We start from the raw sequence: 18757 nt of genomic DNA on the forward strand, positions 1-18757 counted from the left end.
GAGCAGCGGATCAGTGGGCCGAGCGGCGCAGCGCGGGGCGCGCCTTCGGTGCGGCGGTCAGGCCGGCGGCGACGCCGGCGGGGGTGGGGTGCTGGAAGACCTGGCGGATGCGCAGTTCCAGGCCGAGCTCGGCCCGGACCCGGCTGATGAGCCTGGTCACCTGGAGGGAGTGGCCGCCCAGGGCGAAGAAGTTGTCGTCCGGGCCGACGGAGTCGACCTCCAGGACTTCGGCGAAGAGCGCGCACAGGGCCTGCTCCGTCGCCCCGCCGGCCGTGGCTTCTCCGGTGGAGGCGGGGGAAGTGGGGGGAGGCTCTTCGGCAGTGCGGTGGACAGTTCCCTGGCGCCGGGCGGGCAGTCCGGTGAGGGCGCTGAACGGCCGGTCGGGGTCGGCAGTGACGATGCCGAACAGCGCTTCGAGGTCGGCGGCCAGGTGCTGTGCGGTTTCGGCGGTGAACAGCTCGGTCGCGTAGGTCAGTTCGCCGTGCAGGCCGTCCGGTGTCCCGTCGGCGCCGTGCCGCTCCGCCATGTCGAGCGTGAGGTCGAACTTGGCGATACCGAAGGGAACCGGCCGGTGCCCGGTGGTGAGACCGGTCAGCTCCAGGCTGTCGGTAGGCGTGTTCTGGAGCTGGAGCATGACTTGGAAGAGGGGGTGACGGGCGGGAGAGCGGTCGGGGTTGAGGGCCTCCACGACCCGTTCGAAGGGAACGTCCTGGTGCTCGTACGCCGCCAGATCCGCCTCCCGGACGCGGGCGAGGAGGTCGACGAAGCTGGGATCACCGGAAACGTCCGTCCGCAGCACCAGGGTGTTGACGAAGAAACCCACCAGATCATCCAGGGCCTCGTCCGCACGACCGGCCACCGGCGTGCCGATCGGAAGATCCGTACCCGCCCCCAGACGCGACAACAACACCGCCAGACCTGCCTGCAACACCATGAACAACGTGCAGCCCTGCGACCGCGCGAGTTCCGACAGGCGGGCGTGCAGCTCAGGACCCAGCCGCACCGGGACCGAACCGCCGTCGTAGCTCGCCACCGCCGGACGCGGCCGGTCGAACGGCAGGGCCAGCTCGGCCGGAGCCCCCGCGAGCTCCTTGCCCCAGAAGTCCAGCTGCCGGGAGGCGACGCTGTCCGGGTCCGACTCCTCCCCCAGCAGCTCGCGCTGCCACAGGGTGTAGTCCGTGTACCGCACCGGCAACGGCTCCCACCCCGGCTGGTTTCCCTGCCGGCGGTCCTCGTACGCCCGTGCCAGGTCCCGCAGCAGGGGTTCCATGGACAAGCCGTCGGAGGCGATGTGGTGCATCACCAGGAGCAGGACGTGCTCGTCGGGAGCGAGACGGAACAGCCGTGCCCGGAGCGGCGCTTCGGCCGCCAGGTCGAAGCGGTGGGCCGTCAGGGACGCGATGGCCCGGTCCAGTTCCGGCCCGGTGACGTCCTCGGCCGTCAGCTCGGGGCGGGCCTCGGCCGGGGGCAGGACGCGCAGGGCCGGGTGACCGTCGATGTCGGGGAACAGGGTGCGCAGCGTCTCGTGCCGGGCGGCGACGTCGGCCAGGGCCTCGGCGAGAGCGGTGACGTCCAGGGTGCCCTGGAGCCGGGCGGCGAAGGGCATGTTGTAGGTGGCGGCCTGTTCCTCGGCCTGGTGGACGAACCACAGGCGGTGCTGGGCGTGGGACAGCGGCGGGTGGTCCGTGTGCTGCCCGCGTACCAGCGGCGGCCGGGCGCTTCCGGCATCGCCGGCCAGTGCGGCGAGCGCGGCCGGTGTCTGTGCCCGGAAGAGGTCGCGGATGCCGAGTTCGACGCCGAGGGCGGTGCGGGCCCGGGAGATGAGCCGGGTCGCGAGGAGCGAGTGCCCGCCCAGGTCGAAGAAGCCGTCCTCGGCTCCCGCTTCGGGCACGCCCAGGATCTCGGCGAAGAGGCCCGTCAGGATCTCCTCCCGTGGTGTGCGCGGGGCGCGGGAGGCCGTGACTGTGCGGTCAGGGGACGGCAGGGCTTTGCGGTCGAGCTTGCCGTTGGGCGTCAGCGGGAAGGCCTCCAGCGTCATGAACGCCGAGGGCACCATGTGCTCCGGCAGGACCGCCGCGACTTCCCGCCGCAGAGCGGCCGCTTCGAGCGTGCGGCCGGCCGCGGGCACGACGTACGCCGCCAGCCGCTTGCCTACGGGGCCGTCCTCGCGGACCGTCACCGCCGCCTGTGCCACACCCGGGACACGGACCAGCGCCGCCTCGATCTCGCCCGGCTCCACACGGAACCCGCGGATCTTCACCTGCTCGTCGGCACGCCCGAGGAACTCCAGGGCACCGTTGCGGTTCCAACGGGCCAGGTCGCCCGTACGGTACATCCGTTCCGCCACGCCGAACGGGCACGCCACGAACCGCTCCGCCGTCAGCGCCGGCCGGTGGAGATAGCCGCGGGCGAGTCCGGCGCCGGCGAGGTAGAGCTCTCCGGCGACACCCGGCGGGACGGGCCGTAGCGCCTCGTCCAGGACGTACGCCCGGGTGTTGGCCAGGGGGCGGCCGACGAGCGGGTGATCGCTGTCCGCCAGGTCCAGCCACAGGGCGTCGATCGTGTACTCGGTCGGGCCGTAGATGTTGACGCCGATGATGCCGTCGGCTTCCCGGACCCTCGTCCACAGCGCCGCGCCGGTGGGCTCGCCGCCGAGCTGGACGACCCGGGGGCGGTGCCGGAGGTCGTCCAGCAGGCCTTCCTCGATGAGCTGTTCGGCGTAGGTGGGGGTGATGTCGAGGACGTCGATGCCGGCCTCGGTGATGTGCCGGGCCATGGCACCCGCGTCGCGGCGGACGTCATCGCCGATGACATGCAGCTCATGGCCGGCGACCATCCACAGCAGCCCTTCCCACGACGTGTCGAAGGACAGCGAGGCCGTCAGCGCCACCCGCATCGGCCGGGTCCTCCCCCGTGCTTCCTCGGCGCGGGTCATGAGACCGGCGCGGTGGAAGGCGTAGAGGTTGCGCAGCCCGGCGTGGTCGACGACGACGCCCTTGGGCCGGCCGGTGGAGCCGGACGTGTGGATGACGTACGCGGCGTTGGAGGGCAGGACGTCGACGCCGGGGTTCGTGTGCGGGTGTCGTGCCGTCGCCGGGTCGTCGATCAGCACCAGGTGGGCGTCGCCCGCCGCCGGCAGGGTTCCGGCGGTGGCGGAGTCCGTGACGACGACTGCGGGGGCCGTGTCCTCCAGCAGCAGCGTGATGCGTTCGGCCGGGTACTCCAGGTCGACCGGGACGGATGCCGCTCCGGCCTTCAGGACGGCGAGCAGCGCCACCACCGACTGCTCGGACCTGGGCAGCGCCAGCGCCACCAGGCTTTCGGGGCCCGCGCCGTGCCGGGCCAGGGCGTGGGCCAGGCGGTTGGCGCGGGCGTTGAGCTCGGCGAAGGTCAGTGCGGTGTCGCCGTGCACCACCGCCGTCGCCTCCGGTGTCCGCACGACCCGGTCCTCGAACAGCCGCGGGAACGTGGCTTCGGGGGTGGTGAGGGCCGTGTCGTTCCAGTCCACCAGGATGCGCTCGCGTTCCCCGGCGGTCATCGGCTCCACCCGTCCGACCGGACGCAGCGGCTCGGCCGCCAGCTGCTCCAGTACCCGGGGCAGGCTCGCGGCCAGGCTCTCGGCGGTCTCCGGATCGAAGAGTTCCGCCGCGTACTCCAGCGCGCCGCTGATCCCGGCCGGTCCGCCCTCGGCGTCCCGCCGCTCGCGGACCTCGACGGTCAGGTCGAACTGCGCCGTGTCGAAGCGCAGGGGCTCGTTGCGGACGTCGAGGCCGGCGAGTTCCAGGGTGCCGGTGGTCTCCAGGAGCTGGAACATGACCTGGAAGAGGGGATGGCGGGCGAGCGAGCGGTCGGGGTTGAGGGCTTCCACGACGCGCTCGAAGGGCACGTCCTGGTGCTCGTACGCCGCCAGATCCGCCTCCCGGACGCGGGACAGCAGCTCCACGAAGCTGGGGTCGCCGGAGACGTCCGTGCGCAGCACCAGGGTGTTGACGAAGAAGCCCACCACGTCATCCAGGGCCTCGTCCGAACGACCGGCGACCGGCGTGCCGATCGGAAGGTCCGCACCCGCCCCGAGCCGCGACAACAACACCGCCAGGCCCGCCTGAAGCACCATGAACAAGGTGCAGCCCCGCGAGCGCGCCAGCTCCAGCAGTCTGGCGTGCAGGGCGGCGTCCAGCTCCACCGGGACCGAACCGCCCGCGTGGCTCGCCGCTGCCGGACGCGGCCGGTCGAACGGCAGGGCCAGCTCGGCCGGAGCCCCCGCGAGCTCCTTCCGCCAGAAGTCCAGCTGCCGCGCGACGACGCTGCCCGGGTCCGACTCCTCCCCCAGCAGCTCACGCTGCCACAGGGTGTAGTCCGCGTACTGCACCGGCAGCGGCTCCCACCTCGGGCCGTCCCCGGACCTGCGGGCCGCGTACGCCCGCGCCAGGTCGTCGAAGAGCGGTCGCCACGACCAGCCGTCGAGGGCGATGTGGTGGACCACCAGGGCCAGCACGTGCTCGTCCTCGCCCAGCGCGAGGAGCGTGGCCCGCACCGGCGGCCGGTGCGCGAGGTCGAACTCCTCGTTCGCCAGCCGCTCCAGGGCCCCGCCCAGGTCGCCGTCCCCGGCCTCCACGATGTCCAGTTCCACGTCCGTGGCCTCCGCCGGCAGCACCCGCTGGAACGGCTCGCCGCCGGACTCGGGGAAGACCGTACGCAGGGCCTCGTGCCGGCCGACGACATCCGCCAGGGCGGCGGCGAGGGCCGCCCGGTCCAGAGGTCCGCGCAGCCGGAGGGCGAACGGGCAGTTGTATCCGGCGCCTTGTCCCGAGCGGCTCAGGAACCACAGGCGTCGCTGGGCGGACGACAGTGGCAGGGCGTCCGGGCGGTCCACGGTCCGCAGGGCCGGCCGTGCCGGGCCGAAGCGGTCCAAGCCGGCCGCCAGAGCGGCGACGGTCGGGGTCGCGAACACCTGGCGGATGCCGAGTTCCACGCCGAGGGCGGTACGTGCCTGGGCGACGAGCCGCATGGCGAGGAGGGAATCACCGCCCAGGGCGAAGAAGTCGTCCTCGGCGCCCACCTCGGGCAATCCCAGCACGGTGGCGAAGAGACCCGCGAGGATCTCCTCCCGTCCCGGGCGGGGCCTGCGGCCGCCGCGTCCGGTGCCGTGCTCGGGGGCGGGCAAGGCCTTGCGGTCCAGCTTGCCGTTGGCGGTCACCGGCAGGGCGTCCAGGACGACCACGGCGGACGGCACCATGTGTTCCGGCAGCGTCCCGGCCAGTTCTTCCCTCAGCCGGGCGGGCCGGAGTTCGGCGCCGGGTGCAGGCACGGCGTAGAGGACCAGGCGGCGGTCGCCCGGCCGGTCCTCACGGACCACGGCGGCGGCCTGTGCGACGCCTCCGCAGCGGACGGCCGCGGTCTCCACCTCGCCGGGTTCGACGCGGAATCCCCGGATCTTCACCTGGTCGTCGGCACGGCCGAGGTATTCCAGGGTGCCGTGGCCGGTCCAGCGGACGAGGTCGCCGGTGCGGTACATGCGGGAGCCGGGCTCGAAGGGGCACGCGACGAACCGTTCCGCGGTGAGGGCCGGCCGGCCGGTGTAGCCGCGGGCCAGCTGGACGCCGGTCACGTAGAGTTCGCCGGCGGTTCCGGGGGCGACCGGCCGCAGCCGGGTGTCGAGGACGTAGACGCGGGTGTTGGCGGCGGGGCGGCCGATGGGGACGGTCGTCGCCGCGGGATCGGGGCGGCAGGGCCACAGGGTCACGTCGACGGCGGTCTCCGTGGGCCCGTAGAGGTTGTGGAGCTCCACTCCGTCGAGCGTGTCGAAGAAGGCCGTCCGGGTCTCGGGCCGGAGTGCCTCGCCGCTGCACACGACCCGGCGGAGCGTGCTCGCGGTGGCGCGGGCGGCCGGTTCCCGGAGGAAGACGCTGAGCATCGAGGGGACGAAGTGGGCGGTGGTGACGGATTCGCGGCGGATGAGGTCGGCGAGGTAGGCGGGGTCCTTGTGACCGTCCGGCTCGGCGACGACGAGCGCGGCCCCGGTGATCAGGGGCCAGAAGAACTCCCACACCGAGACGTCGAAGCCGCACGGCGTCTTCTGCAGGACGCGGTCGGCTGCGGTGAGCGCGTACTCCTCCTGCATCCACAGCAGGCGGTTGACGATGGCCGCGTGCGGCACCAGAACGCCCTTGGGACGACCGGTCGACCCGGAGGTGAAGATCACGTAGGCGGGGTGGTCCGGGGCGGGCGGAGTGCGCCGGGCGAGGGCGGCCGGGACGGTGGACGACGGCCCGCCGGGGCCGGGATCCGGTCCGTCGAGGACGAGTCTCGGGACGGGGCCCGGCGGCAGGTTCCGCCCCGCCTCGCCGGTGGTGATCAGCAGGGCCGGTGCCGCGTCGGCCAGCATGCCGTCGATGCGCTGCGCGGGCAGGCCCTGGTCGATCGGCAGATAGGCGGCGCCCGCCTTGATCACTCCGTACAGGGCCACGACGAGGCCGGCCGAACGCGGCACGGCCACTGCCACGACGTCCTCGGGGCCGATGCCGCGCGCGGTCAGCAGCCCGGCCAGGCGGGTCGCCCGGGCGTCCAGGGCGGCGTAGCTGAGGCGTTCGTCCCCGAAGACCACGGCGGTCGCGTCCGGGGTGCGGGCGACCTGGGCTTCGAACAGCTCCGGCAGGGTGGTGCGGGGCAGCGGCCGCGCGGTGTCGTTCCACGCGCGCAGGATGCGGTCGCGCTCGTCCCCGTCGAGGGGGTCGAGCTCGCCGAGGGTGCGACCGGGGTCGGCGGCCCACTGCTCCAGGAGGCGGGCGAGGCGGATGGCGAGCCGTTCCACCTGTGCCCGGTCGATGAGCTCGCCGCGGTAGTTCAGGCGCACTTCGAGCCGGGGTCCCGGTTCGACGACCAGGGTGAGCGGGAAGTGCGTCGGAGTGTCCCGGAACCTGATGGACACGTCGAGGTCCCGGCCCGGCAGGGCGGGAGTGGTGTTCACCGGGAAGTTGTCGACGACGACGTTGGTGTCGAACAGCGGCCCCTGGAGGCCGGCGGTGCGCTGGATGTCGGTCAGGGCCCGGTGATCGTGCTCCAGGAGCCCCACGCGCTGGTCCTGGAGCTGTTCGCCCAGGGCGCGCAGGGTGAGGCCGGGGGCGAGCCGGGCGCGGACCGGAACGGTGTTGATGAGCAAGCCGATCACGGTGTCGGCGCCGGGGAGCTCGGGGCTGCGCCCGCTGACGGTGCAGCCGAAGACCACGTCGTCGCGGCCGGTGACCTCGCCGAGCACCACCGCCCAGGAGGACTGGAAGACGGTGCTGAGCAGCACCCCGTGCCGGCGGGCCCGCTCCGTGAGGGCCGTGCCGGTGGTTTCTGCGAGCCGCACGACGACGGTTTCGGCCGTCGTCCCCGCCGGGTTCGCCGCTGCTCGGTCCGGCGGGGCGACGAGCGTGGGTTCCTGAAGCCCGTCCAGGGTCGTGCGCCAGGCACGGTCGGCAGCCGGCCGGTCCCGTCCGGCCAGCCAGGCCAGGTGGTCGCGGTAGGGGCGGGCCGGGGGCAGGAGGGCGGCGTCCGGCCGCGCTGCGGGCCCGGTGGAGTCCTGCGCGTACAGGGCGAACAGCTCGTCGAAGAGGATGGTGAACGACCATCCGTCCACGACGATGTGGTGGGCCGTCAGGATGAGCCGGTGGTGCCGGGGAGCCAGGGTGATCAGGGTGTGGCGCAGCAGGGGCGGGGTGCCGAGGTGCACGCCGAGCGCCCGGTCCTGATCGGCCAGTTCGTCGGCCCGCGCCTCGGCGGCTTCGGAGTCGAGCCGCTGCAGGTCGGTCTCGCGCCAGTTCACGGGGACGTCCCGGTGGACGACCTGGACGGGCTCGCCGGTCCTGCGGTGGGTGAATCCGGTCCGCAGTGCGGGGTGGCGTGCCGTCAGGGCGGCGGCCGATGCCTTCAGGCGCGCCGCGTCGAGTTCGCCCCGCAGCTCGACGACGTACTGGTCGACGTAGAGGCCGTGGTGCTCGCGGTCGAGCCGCGTGTGGAACAAGAGTCCTTCCTGGAGCGGGGTCAGCGGCAGGATGTCCTCAATCTTCGGCTGTGTCACGCCCACGTCCCCCCTTCGATGCCGCGCACGATCTCGTCGAACTCGTCCTTGTCGATCACCGGCAGGGCGTCCTCGCCCGGTCCGGGGTCCTCCGCGCCGGGTGATCCGGCGATCCTGGCGAGGGCCTCGACCGTCCGGTGCCGGAAGATCTCCCGAGGGGTGATCACCAGGCCGGCCTCGCGCGCCCTGGCGGCCAGTTGGATGGAGATGATGCTGTCGCCGCCGAGCTCCACGAAGGAGTCGTCGACGCCGACCGAGGCGAGGCCGAGCACCTCGGCGAAGACCGTGCACAGCAGTTGCTCCCGCGGGGTGCTCGGCCCGCGGCCCGGGGCGCCCGCGCGGAGGTCCGGGGCGGGCAGGGCCTTGCGGTCGAGCTTCCCGTTCGGGGTGAGCGGCAGCGCCTCCAGCGGTACGAAGACGGCGGGGACCATGTGTTCCGGCAGCCGCTCGGCGAGGTGCTCACGGAGCTCGGAGACCAGCGAGCCCACCCGGCGGGAGCCGACCGGGTCGTTGGTGTGGGCCGTGAGCGGCACCCCGTCCGATGCGGTGCGGCGGTAGGCGGGCACCGGATCGGCCACCGCGTCCGTACGGCCGGAGGCGCCCGCGTCGACGAACAGCGCCTCCATGGCACCGGTGTGAGCGGCGGGACCGCAGGTGACGGCGGTCCGGTATCCGAGCCGCTCGCCCAGCCGGTAGAGCTCCTCGGCGTCCACGGCGGCGGACCGGTCGTCGAGCGGGCCCTGGCCGTGCAGGGCGGCCACGACGGCTTCGGCGTCCTCGCCTGCGTCCAGCTTGCGCAGCGCGGCCAGTTCACCGGAGAGGCCGAGGTGCGGCACCCCGGTCACCCGGAGCGCGGCCGGGCGGCGGGATTCGAGGTACGCGGCCGTCTCCGCGACGGAGGTGAGCTCGTCGCCCCAGCGCAGCACGGTCTCCGCGGCCGGGGCGAGCGGCGCCCGGGGGTGCTTGTGCAGGACCACGTCGTAGCGGTGGCGGGAGAGCTCGTTGTGGTAGCGGCCCCGCTTGAGCTGGATGTCGACGGCCGCCACCTGGTCGGAGCCCTCGCCGAACGCCGCGAAGAGGTCGGGGTCGACCAGGAGCTCCTTCTCCATGACCAGGGCCTGTTCGACCGCGCGGCGCACCGCTCCCAGGTCCGTGTCACCGCCACGGCGGTGCAGCTCGACGGCGGTCATGAGGCAGCGGTGCAGCCGCAGGTTGCGGACGTCGCCGACGAAGAGCCGGCCTCCGGGGGCGAGCAGCCCGACGGCCCGTTCGATGACCTCCACGAGGTAGTCGGCGTTCGGGAAGTGCTGGAGGACCGAGTTGAGGATGATGGTGTCGAAGTAGTCCTCCGGCAAACCGTCGACCACGTGGGCGGCCTGGGCCCGCAGTTCGACCTTCCCCGTCAGGTGCGGCTGTCCGGCGAGTCCTTCGCGGAGTCCGTCGATGACCTCCGCGGAGAAGTCGGTGCCCCAGTACGCCTCGCAGTGCGGCGCCAGGTGGGCCAGGATGAGGCCGTTGCCGACTCCGAGCTCCAGGACCCGGCGCGGGCCGAGCGAACGGATACGATCCAGGATGTGGCCCCGCCAGACGTGCATCTGCTCCAGCGGGATGGGGGTGCCGTCGTAGACGCTGGTCCATACGGCGAAGTTCTCGCCGAACTCGCCCGCGGTCGCTTCGTCGCGGTAGACGTCCTCGTAGACGGTCAGCCACTCCTCGACCTGCCGGAGTTCACTCGCCTCGTCGCGCTCGGCCCGCCCGGTGGGTACGACGTAGGCGACCAGGCGCGGCTCGCCGGGGGTGTCCTCGCGGGCCACCACGGCGGCCTGCGCGACGTGGTCGTGCCCGGCCAGGACGGCCTCGATCTCGCCCGGTTCGATCCGGTGCCCGCGCACCTTCACCTGCTGGTCGGTGCGTCCCAGATACTCCAGTTCACCGTCCGTCCCCCAGCGCGCGAGGTCGCCGGTCCGGTACATCCGGCTGCCGGGCGCGCCGAACGGGTCGGCGACGAAGCGCTCGGCCGTCGTCCCGGGCCGGTCCAGATAGCCGCGGGCCAGGCCGGCTCCGGAGATGTAGAGCTCGCCGGGGACCCGGGGAGCGACCGGGCGCAGGGCCTCGTCCAGGACGTGGACGAGGGTGCCGCGCAGCGGACGGCCGATGGCCGGGGTTCCGGGCCGCGTGCCGAGGCGCGCGGTGGTGGACCAGATCGTCGTCTCGGTGGGACCGTACAGGTTGGTCACTTCGCTGCCGGTTGCCGTCATCGTCGCGGCCAGGTCGGGCGGCAGTGCCTCGCCGCCGACGAGCATCCGGAGCCCGCGCAGCGCCTGCGGGGCGTGGGTGAGCAGGAGCCGCCACAGCGAGGGGGTCGCCTGGAGGACGGTGCCTCCGGCCGAGGTGACCAGGTCGCCGAGCACCGCCGGGTCGCGCACCGTGTCCCGGTCGGCCAGCACCACGGTGGCGCCGGAGACCAGAGGCAGGAAGATCTCCAGGGCCGCGATGTCGAAGGACAGGGTCGTCACCGCGACCATCCGGTCCGCGGGCGTCAGGGGGATCCGGCTGGACATGTCGGTGAGGAAGGCGTCCAGCGCGGAGGCGGGGACGACGACGCCCTTGGGCAGTCCGGTGGAGCCCGAGGTGTGGATGGCGTACGCGGGGTGACGGGGGTCGCGCGGCGACCGGAGGTCCGCCTCGGCCGGGTCGGAGCCCGGGCAGTCCACGAGCAGGAGCCGGCACTCGGGCTCGTCCAGGACGAGCCTGCGGGGCCCGTCCTCGGCGTCCGGCAGGGCTCCCGCGGCCGCGCGGGTGGTCAGCAGCAGGTGGGGTCGGGCGTCGGCCAGCGTGAAGGCGATCCGGGCGGCCGGGTGCTCCGGGTCGACCGGCAGGTAGGCCGCTCCGGTCTTCCGCACGGCCAGGAGCGCCACCACCATGTCCACGGAGCGCGGGACGGCCAGGGCCACGAACCGCTCGGGTGCGGCGCCGTGCATGACGAGCAGATGCGCCAGCCGGTTGGCCCGGGTGTTGAGCTCCTCGTAGGTCAGCTCGACGCCTCCGGCCACGACCGCGGTGGCGTGGGGGGTGCGGGCGGCCTGGCGCTGGAACGCCTCGACGAGGCGGATGCCCGTTGCGGCCCGGTCGCAGCCGGGGTCGTGGTGTGCGAGGCGGTCGGTGCCGTCGTGCTGGTCCGTGGGCATGTCACATCACTTTCTGGAACCGGCCTGTCGGCCGGGAGGTCGAGGATCGGCGGGCGGCATCGACGGGCCCCTGGATCAGGGGGCGTCGCCGGTCATCCGCTCAGGCCGCCTTCTCCGGGTCCCTGTGCCCGGTGGCCGGGGCGTGCGGCAGTCCGTCCGGAGCCGTGAGGGCCGGAATGCGGTCCGGGAGGGTCCGCCACACCTCGGGGGTGTAGAAGTGGCCGCCGGGCAGCACGTCGTGCCGGTGGGCGGCGGTGGTGAGGGCGCCCCAGCGAGCTCCGGTGTCGTCCCCGACGACCGGGTCGTCGGCGCCGGAGAGGACCTGGAGGGGGACGCCGACCTTCGCCCCGCCGTAGGTGAAGGAGTCGCGGACCCGGAGGTCGGCGCGCATCAGCTCCACGGCCATCTCCGTCAGGTCCTCGTCGGCGAGGACGTACGCGGGCAGCAGCCCGTGGGTGCTCATCCAGGTGAGGAGTTCGTCGTCCGTCCCGCGCCGGTCGGGGAACCGGTCGCGCGCGGTCAGGCCCCGGTCGGGGGCGTTGCACGAGGACACGACCAGGGTTCGGGGCAGGAGGTCGCCCGCCGCGGTGAGCCGGGTGGTGACGTCGAACGCCATCCAGCCGCCCATGCTGTGCCCGAAGAGGACGTACGGGACACCGGGCGCGGTGGCGGCGCGGACGGCGGCCGCCGCGTCCTCGGCGAGGGCCTCCCAGCTGTCGGCGAAGTCCTCGGCGAAACGCCCTTCGCGGCCGGGGTAGCAGACGGCGAGGAGGTCGGTGCCGGCCGGCACGGCCGCGGCCCACTCGTGGTAGGCGGCCGTGCCGCCGCCGCAGAAGCCGAGGCACACCAGCGTCCGCTCCGCGCCCTCGGTCCGCTTCAGGGCGACCACCGTGGTGGCCGGTGCGGCGCTCATGCCGTCCTCCCCGCGCGCAGCGACTCGGCGTGCCCGGCGAGGTCGCGCAGGCGCGGGTGCCGGTAGATGTCCTTCGTCGGCACGACCACGCCGATCCGTTTCTTGAGCCGGGAGACGACGCGCAGCGCCACCAGGGAGTGGCCTCCGAGGGCGAAGAAGTCGTCGTCGGGGTGGATGTCGTCGCGGCCGAGGACCTCGGACCACACTCCGGCGATCAGCTCCTCGATCTCGCCGTGGAGGCCGCCGGGGCTGTTGGAGCTGCTGGAGCTGCTGGAGCTGCTGGAGGTGCTGGAGGTGCTGGAGCTGTTGAAGCTGTTGGAGCTGTTGGAGCCGTCGGCGCTGCTGGCGCTGCTGGAACCGTCGGCTCCGGAGCGTTCCGTCACGGCTTCCGGCGCCGGCAGGGCGCGTACGTCGACCTTGCCGCTGACGGTCATCGGCAGCACGTCGAGGGCGACGAACGCGGCCGGGACCATGTAGCCGGGCAGCGCCGCCGCGGTGTGCGCCCGCAGTTCCTCAGGGGTGGGGCCGCTGCCGCCGGACGTCACGTAGTGGGCGAGGAGGACGGTCCCTTCGCGTACGGTCGCCACCGCGCCGGTGACGCCGGGGTGCGAGCGCAGCGCCGCCTCGATCTCGCCGAGCTCCACCCGGAAGCCGCGGACCTTGACCTGCCGGTCGGTGCGGCCGAGGAACTCCAGGGTCCCGTCGGCGCCTTGGCGGACCTCGTCGCCGCTGCGGTACATGCGGGTGCCGTCCGCGGCGAAGGGGTCGGCGACGAACCGCTCGGCGGTGAGCGCGGGCCGGCCGGTGTAGCCGTTGGCCAGGCCGGGCCCCGCCAGGTAGAGCTCGCCGGCGGTGCCGGCGGGGGCGGGGCGCAGGGCAGCGTCGAGGACGTACGCCCGTACCCGCGGCAGAGGGCTGCCCAGGTGCGGGCCCGGGCCCTCGATGCGGCAGGCGGTGGCGTCGACGGTGGTCTCGGTGGGCCCGTAGAGGTTGTACGCCTCGATCCGGCCCTCGGTGTACGCCTCGGCGAGCTCGCGCCACATGCGCGGCGGCACCGGCTCGCCGCCGATGAGGAGGCGCAGCATCCGCTCGGGGGCTGCCTGCGGCAGCAGGTGGGGGGCGAGGGCTTCCCAGTGGGAGGGGGTGAGGTCGAGGTCGGTCACCCCGTGCTCGGCGAGGAGCGCGGCCAGCCGGTGGGGGTCGGTGCGGTCGGCGTCGTCGAGGACGACCAGGGTGTCACCCCGGCACACGCGGACCCACTGCTGGACGGAGGCGTCGAAGGACATGCTCGCGTTCCAGGCGACGACCCGGTGGCCGTCCGCGTACACGCCCCGCTGCTCCAGGCCGGCGACGAGGGCGGCGACGCCGCCCCGGCAGGTCTCGACGCCCTTGGGGGTGCCGGTGGAGCCCGAGGTGTGGATGACGTAGGCCGGGTCCTGGGCGGCCGGTGCCACGCGCGGCGGCGCGGTGGTCCCCGTCGGGCCGGGTACGAGGACCGGGATGCCGGTGGACCAGGCGGGGGCGGCGTCCGTCACCAGTGCGCGCAGACCGGCGTCGGCGGCGACGCGGGTGAGCCGGGCTTCGGGGTGGGCCGGGTCGAGGGGGACGTACGCGGCACCCGCGCGCCACACGGCGAGCGGCGCCACGACCCAGTCCGTGCCCCGGGGCAGGCCGACTCCGACCCGGTCGCCCGGCCCGATGCCCAGGGCGTGGAGGCGGCCGGCGAGATCCGCGGTGCGGGCGTCGAGTTCGGCGAAGGTGAGGGCGCCATCCGGCCCGATGACGGCAGTGCGGCCGGGCACGGCCCGGACGGTCTGCCGGAACCGGTCCACCGGGTCGGCGGGGAGCGGGAGTTCGCGTGTCTCAGCCATGCGAGGGCACCGCCTCCGGTACCGGGCGGGGCGCGTCGGCGGCGGGCGGGACGGTGGGACGGCAGTCGGCCAGCGCCACGGGGGCGCCCATGGCGACCACGATCCGGCGGTCGCCGCGGAAGGGGTCGCGGCCGTGGGTGCTGAGGACGTTGTCGACGAGCAGCAGGTCGCCCGGCTCCCACGCCCGGCGGACGGTGGCCGCCTCGTAGGCGGCGTTGACGGTGTCGAGCTCGTCCCGGGTGAAGGGCAGGCCGTCGCCGAAGCCCGTGTTGAACGGCAGGCCGTCGTGGCCGAGCTCGTCCACGAGGGTCTCGCGGACCTCCTCGTCCAGCGACCACTCGTTCCAGAAGGCCAGGTGGTTGAACCACACCTCCTCGCCGGTCTCGGGGTGGTGGATGATGCCGGGGCGCAGCTGGCGGGTGCGGAGGTTGCCGTCCTCGTCCCAGGAGCAGGAGATGCGGTTCTCGGCGCAGTAGCGCTCCACCTCGGCCGGGGAGTCGGTGGCGAACGCGGACCGCCAGTCCAGCGAGAGGTGGTCGGAGTAGGTGCGCCTGAGCAGCCAGCCGTGGGCCCGCATCCGCTCCACCATGTGCGGGGGGAGGTTGCGCAGCACGCTCCGGCAGTCGGCGACGGGGGTGGCGCCGCCCTGCTCGGGTGCGGTGAGGCAGCCGAAGAGCAGCAGCCCGGGGAAGGTGAGGGTGTAGCTGTTCTCGTTGTGCATCCTGATCGGCTGGGCGGCCGGCAGGTCCGTGGAGGAGTAGACGTCGCCGCCGAAGTCGCTGCGGGGCGTGGCCTTCTCCCGGTAGGGGGTGCGCTGCGGTATGAGCACGTCGCGGACCCGCGCGAAGGTCTCCACGCTGTGCACGGGCAGGCCGCGCACGTACACGGCTCCGTACGCCCGCAGGCCTGTGCGCAGTTCGGCGTGCGTGTACTCCAGCCAGGCGAGCGCCTCCTCGACACCGGCCGGGCGGGGGGCCACGAGGGTGGCGGGCCCACCGCGCTCGACGGTCCAGTGGGCGGTCACCGGTCGCCGCCCGGGGCGCGGTGGCGGATCTCCAGGGTGCAGCACTTGACGCTGCCGCCGCCCTTGAGGAGCTCGGACAGGTCGACGCCCACGGGCCGGAAGCCGCGGGCGGCGAGCTTGCCGGCGAGGCCGGTCGCGGCCTGCGGCAGGATGACGTTGAGCCCGTCGGAGACGGCGTTCAGGCCGAACACCTCGGCGTCCGCCTCGTCGGCGAGGATCGCGTCGGGGAACAGCTCCCGCAGCGTCCGCCGGCTGTCCTCCGAGAAGGCGGCCGGGTAGTACATGATCTCGTCGTCGTCCAGGACGGCGAGCGCGGTGTCGAGGTGGTAGAAGCGCGGGTCGACGAGCGTCAGGCTGATGACGGGGACGCCGAACAGCTCGCGGGCCTCGGCGTGCGCGGCGGGGTCGGTGCGGAATCCCGTACCGGCCAGCACGCGGCCGCCGGCCACCAGGTAGTCGCCCTCGCCCTCGTTGGTGTACTCGGCCTCCTTCACCTCGGTGTGGCCGGCCTTCTCGAACCATGCGCGGTAGGCGGGGGCCTCGGCGGCCCGCTGCGCGTACCGGAAGTTGGCCACCAGGACGCGGTCGTCGAGGACGGTGGCGCCGTTCGCGGAGTACACCATGTCGGGCAGGCCGGGGACCGGCTCGATCAGCTCGACGGTGTGGCCGAGCTGCTGGTAGAGGTCGTACAGCCGCTCCCACTGGAGCACGGCCAGCGCGGTGTCGACCGGCTTGGCGGGGTCCATCCAGGGGTTGATGCAGTAGTCGACGGCGAAGTACGTCGGACGGCACATCAGGTAGTGCCGGGGCCGGGTCGTACGGGCCGGCTGCCGCTGTTGGTGCATGGAGGGTCTCCGGGTCGGGCGGATCGGGAAGGAAGAAGAGCCGGGACGGGGAGGCTCGACTACGGCTCGCGGGTGAGGGCGACCAGGGAGGCCGGGCGCATGTCGGTCCAGGTCCGCTCGATGTAGTCGAGGCAGGCGGCCCGGGTGTCCTTGCCGTGGACGGTGGTCCATCCGGCGGGCACCTCGATGCCCGCGGGCCAGAGCGAGTGCTGATTCTCCTCGTTCGTCAGAACCAGGTACTCGCCGTCGTCGCCTTCGAAGGGGTTGGTCATGGGGAATTCCCTCTCTGGGATGGGGATGGGGATGGGGGGATGAGGGTGTACGAGTCCGGGGTACGGCGGGCGGCCGGCGGCGGCGCACCGGCGCGGCGTGCATGCCCGTGCCGGTGGCCGACGGGCTGTTACGGGGGGCGGATGCCGGCCCTACGTGGTGCGGACGGCGTGGACGCTCCAGTCGCGCAGGAGCGGGGACATGGCCAGCGCGCGTCGGCAGATGCCGAGGGCTGCGGCCTCTGCGGCGGCCTCGGAGCGGGCCGTGGTGAAGATCCCCAGGTGGAGACGGCCGGGAGCACAGCGCGTGCTGATGTGCTCCAAGTGGTCCTCGGCGGTTGCCGCGACCCACAGCACGGCGGCCACCTGCGCTCCGTCGAGCACCTGGCGGGCGCCGGCCCCGGTGGCGGCCAGAGTGATGACGGTCAGTCGCATCGCCGGGGGTACGTCGTCAGTCCCAGATCACAGCGGCCGCACCGCCTGAGAGGTCTCGGGCTGCCGGGCTGCGGTGGCCCGGACGGCCGACGAGGCGGGCGGACAGCCGGGGGTGCGGTTGCGGCTGCGGATGCGGCTGCGGACTGCCATGGGAAGCGCCTTGTCTGATCGAGCGGTTCGGGCATGTGCTCCTGCTGGAGCGGATCGGGCGGCCGGTCGTTGCACGCCGTCCCGCCGGACACCATCCTGCTCGGCCGACCACGGGCCCGGGAACCGGTTCAGGCCGGTCTAAACCGTCCAGGCCGGTTTATGCCACGGGGCAGCAGAGACAGCCCCGGACGGACGTTGACTCGCTGGTTACCGGCTCCGCCCAGACTGTCCGGCACGGGGCACCCACCGCCCGGAAAGGGGAACTCATGTTCACAGTGCTCGGCCTGGAGACGAAGGACGAGGCGGTCTACCGGGAGATGCTGGAGTCCCCCGCCCTGGGAGTCGAGGAGATCGCGGCCCGCCTGGCCACCTCCCCGGACCGGGTCCGCGCCTGCCTGGACAAACTGTTCGAGCTCCAGCTGATCCAGGAGTCCTTCGAGGCGCCCGGCCGCTTCCTGGCGGTCGAGCCGGCCGTGGGCATCCAGCAGTTACTGGCCCGGCAGCGCGACGAACTGATCGAACGGCAGCGGCAGATGGCCGACAGCCACGCCTCGTTCATCCGCATGCTCGCCGGTACGGGGTCCGCCTCCTCCCGCGGCAGCGGCGTCGAGCGGCTGGAGGGCATGGACGCGGTGCAGCAACGGCTCCGGGAGCTGGCCCGCGACGCGGCCCGCGAGGTGCTGACGTTCATGCCCGGCGGCCCCCAGTCGGCGGCGGCCCTGCAGGCGGCGCGGCACAACGACGAACACGCCCTCGCGCGCGGGGTGGCGATCCGCACCATCGGCCTGGACGGGGTCCGCGACGACGCCGCGACCCTGGACTACGCGCGGTGGCTGACCGAACAGCGCGGCGAGTTCCGCACCGCGGCGAGCCTGCCGCCACGGATGGTCCTCGTCGACGGGGCGTCGGCACTGATCCCCATCGACCCGGACAACACCCGCAAAGGCGCCCTGTGCCTGTCCGACCCGGCCCTGCTGGCCCCCTTGCTCGCCCTCTTCGAGCAGACCTGGGAACGCTCCGCTCCCCTCGGCACCGAACACCGCCACACGCTGACCGACCGCGAACGCGCCCTGCTCACCTACATCGCCCAGGGCCACACGGACGAGTCCGCCGCCAAACAACTCCACCTCTCACCACGCACCACCCGCCGCATGATGGCCTCCCTCATGGACCAACTCGGCGCCCGCAGCCGCTTCGAGGCGGGCCTGAAGGCGGCACGGCTGGGCTGGCTGTGAATCGACAGGCGCCGACATCGATCCCCCGCCGTGCGCGGCTGAGGTGACGGCTCCGCGCTCCGACTTGGTCTGCCGACTTGTTCGTAAGACCAAGTCGATACACTCCACCCATGGCTCATGTTTCCGCGGTCGAGCGCCGCCCCCAGCTCATCAAGGCGGCCATCGACCTCATGGCCAGAAAGGGCGTGGCCGCCGGAAGTACGCGTGCCATCGCTGCCGAGCTCGGCGTCGCGCAGGCCACGGTCCACTACACCTTCGGCACGAAGGAGGACCTGTACCGGGCGGTCATGGACCGGCTGACCGAGGATCTGATCGCGCAGGTCGAGCAGGCGGCGCCTGAGGACGCCGGTTTCGAGGAGACGATCGCCGCCCTGGCCGGCGCGCTGTGGCGCTCGGTGAGCGGGGAGTCGACCAGCTATCACCTGCTCACGGAGCTGTCGTTGCTGGCGCTGCGTACCCCTGGGCTGAGTGAGGCCCGCCAGGCCCACTATCGCGGAGTCATCGACGTGACGGCGCGGCTGGTGAGCGAGGCGGCGGCGCGCGCCGGACGCGAGCTCTCCCGGTCTCCGGAGACGGTCGCCCGTTTCTTCCTCGCCGGCTTCGACGGTCTGACGATACAGCGCCTCTATGCACCGGACGAGACCGCTGAAACCCTGGGTCTGAGGGGCCTGGTTTCCGCGACCACGGCTCTGGCCACGGGACAGTTGAGCCTCGCGGACGTACCGATGGGCTGAATCGCCACAACGGCCGAGGCCACGGGGCACG

Annotated in this window: 11 protein-coding genes; 2 read left to right on the top strand and 9 right to left on the bottom strand. The window is 73.4% G+C overall.

Annotation, left to right across the window (positions count from 1 at the left end):
- Nucleotides 1-10: 10 nt before the first annotated feature.
- From NQU55_RS27700 to NQU55_RS27740, 9 genes are all read right to left on the bottom strand, one after another.
- Entirely contained in the window at nucleotides 11-8062 is an 8052-nt protein-coding gene (locus tag NQU55_RS27700) for a non-ribosomal peptide synthetase (RefSeq protein WP_256791375.1), read from the bottom strand.
- Nucleotides 8059-11250: a non-ribosomal peptide synthetase gene (locus NQU55_RS27705; protein WP_168093123.1), complete on the bottom strand. Its 3192-nt coding sequence runs from the start codon at nucleotides 11248-11250 to the stop codon at nucleotides 8059-8061. Before NQU55_RS27705 ends, NQU55_RS27700 begins: the two co-directional genes overlap by 4 nt.
- Nucleotides 11251-11350: 100 nt before the next feature.
- Entirely contained in the window at nucleotides 11351-12163 is an 813-nt protein-coding gene (locus NQU55_RS27710) for a thioesterase II family protein (RefSeq protein WP_168093122.1), read from the bottom strand.
- Nucleotides 12160-14034, bottom strand: coding sequence for a non-ribosomal peptide synthetase (locus NQU55_RS27715; protein ID WP_168093121.1), 1875 nt, complete (start codon nucleotides 14032-14034; stop codon nucleotides 12160-12162). The genes NQU55_RS27710 and NQU55_RS27715 overlap by 4 nt, the downstream gene beginning before the upstream one ends.
- Nucleotides 14027-15058, bottom strand: a complete 1032-nt coding sequence (locus NQU55_RS27720) for a TauD/TfdA family dioxygenase (protein ID WP_168093120.1) — start codon at nucleotides 15056-15058, stop codon at nucleotides 14027-14029. Before NQU55_RS27720 ends, NQU55_RS27715 begins: the two co-directional genes overlap by 8 nt.
- A complete protein-coding gene (gene ddaH / locus NQU55_RS27725; protein ID WP_168093119.1) occupies nucleotides 15055-15903 on the bottom strand; it encodes a dimethylargininase in 849 nt (282 codons plus the stop codon). The genes NQU55_RS27720 and ddaH overlap by 4 nt, the downstream gene beginning before the upstream one ends.
- 59 nt (nucleotides 15904-15962) lie before the next feature.
- Nucleotides 15963-16175, bottom strand: a complete 213-nt coding sequence (locus NQU55_RS27730; protein WP_168093118.1) for an MbtH family protein — start codon at nucleotides 16173-16175, stop codon at nucleotides 15963-15965.
- Nucleotides 16176-16325: 150 nt separating this feature from the next.
- Nucleotides 16326-16607, bottom strand: coding sequence for a hypothetical protein (locus NQU55_RS27735; RefSeq protein ID WP_168093117.1), 282 nt, complete (start codon nucleotides 16605-16607; stop codon nucleotides 16326-16328).
- A gap of 27 nt (nucleotides 16608-16634) precedes the next feature.
- Complete coding sequence (locus NQU55_RS27740; protein ID WP_256791376.1) at nucleotides 16635-16757, bottom strand: hypothetical protein; 123 nt, start codon at nucleotides 16755-16757, stop codon at nucleotides 16635-16637.
- Between the two features lie 266 nt (nucleotides 16758-17023).
- Between NQU55_RS27740 and NQU55_RS27745 the strand changes: the two genes are divergently transcribed.
- Together NQU55_RS27745 and NQU55_RS27750 are read left to right on the top strand one after the other, a co-directional pair.
- Nucleotides 17024-17992, top strand: coding sequence for a helix-turn-helix transcriptional regulator (locus NQU55_RS27745; protein WP_256791377.1), 969 nt, complete (start codon nucleotides 17024-17026; stop codon nucleotides 17990-17992).
- 110 nt (nucleotides 17993-18102) lie between these two features.
- Nucleotides 18103-18726 carry a TetR/AcrR family transcriptional regulator gene (locus NQU55_RS27750; protein ID WP_168096890.1) on the top strand — a complete coding sequence of 208 codons (624 nt, stop codon included), beginning with the start codon at nucleotides 18103-18105 and terminating at the stop codon, nucleotides 18724-18726.
- Nucleotides 18727-18757 lie beyond the last annotated feature (31 nt).

Origin of the sequence: Streptomyces telluris (assembly GCF_024519335.1) — a bacterium.
Classification (GTDB): domain Bacteria; phylum Actinomycetota; class Actinomycetes; order Streptomycetales; family Streptomycetaceae; genus Streptomyces; species Streptomyces telluris.

Bases quoted from the DNA above. Each gene is read 5' to 3' on its own strand.
- NQU55_RS27745 (WP_256791377.1), top strand. From the start codon at position 17,024: ATGTTCACAGTGCTCGGCCTGGAGACGAAGGACGAGGCGGTCTACCGG.
- NQU55_RS27740 (WP_256791376.1), bottom strand. From the start codon at position 16,757: ATGGCAGTCCGCAGCCGCATCCGCAGCCGCAACCGCACCCCCGGCTGT.
- NQU55_RS27705 (WP_168093123.1), bottom strand. From the start codon at position 11,250: ATGCCCACGGACCAGCACGACGGCACCGACCGCCTCGCACACCACGAC.
- ddaH (WP_168093119.1), bottom strand. From the start codon at position 15,903: ATGCACCAACAGCGGCAGCCGGCCCGTACGACCCGGCCCCGGCACTAC.
- NQU55_RS27750 (WP_168096890.1), top strand. From the start codon at position 18,103: ATGGCTCATGTTTCCGCGGTCGAGCGCCGCCCCCAGCTCATCAAGGCG.
- NQU55_RS27730 (WP_168093118.1), bottom strand. From the start codon at position 16,175: ATGACCAACCCCTTCGAAGGCGACGACGGCGAGTACCTGGTTCTGACG.
- NQU55_RS27710 (WP_168093122.1), bottom strand. From the start codon at position 12,163: ATGAGCGCCGCACCGGCCACCACGGTGGTCGCCCTGAAGCGGACCGAG.
- NQU55_RS27735 (WP_168093117.1), bottom strand. From the start codon at position 16,607: ATGCGACTGACCGTCATCACTCTGGCCGCCACCGGGGCCGGCGCCCGC.
- NQU55_RS27715 (WP_168093121.1), bottom strand. From the start codon at position 14,034: ATGGCTGAGACACGCGAACTCCCGCTCCCCGCCGACCCGGTGGACCGG.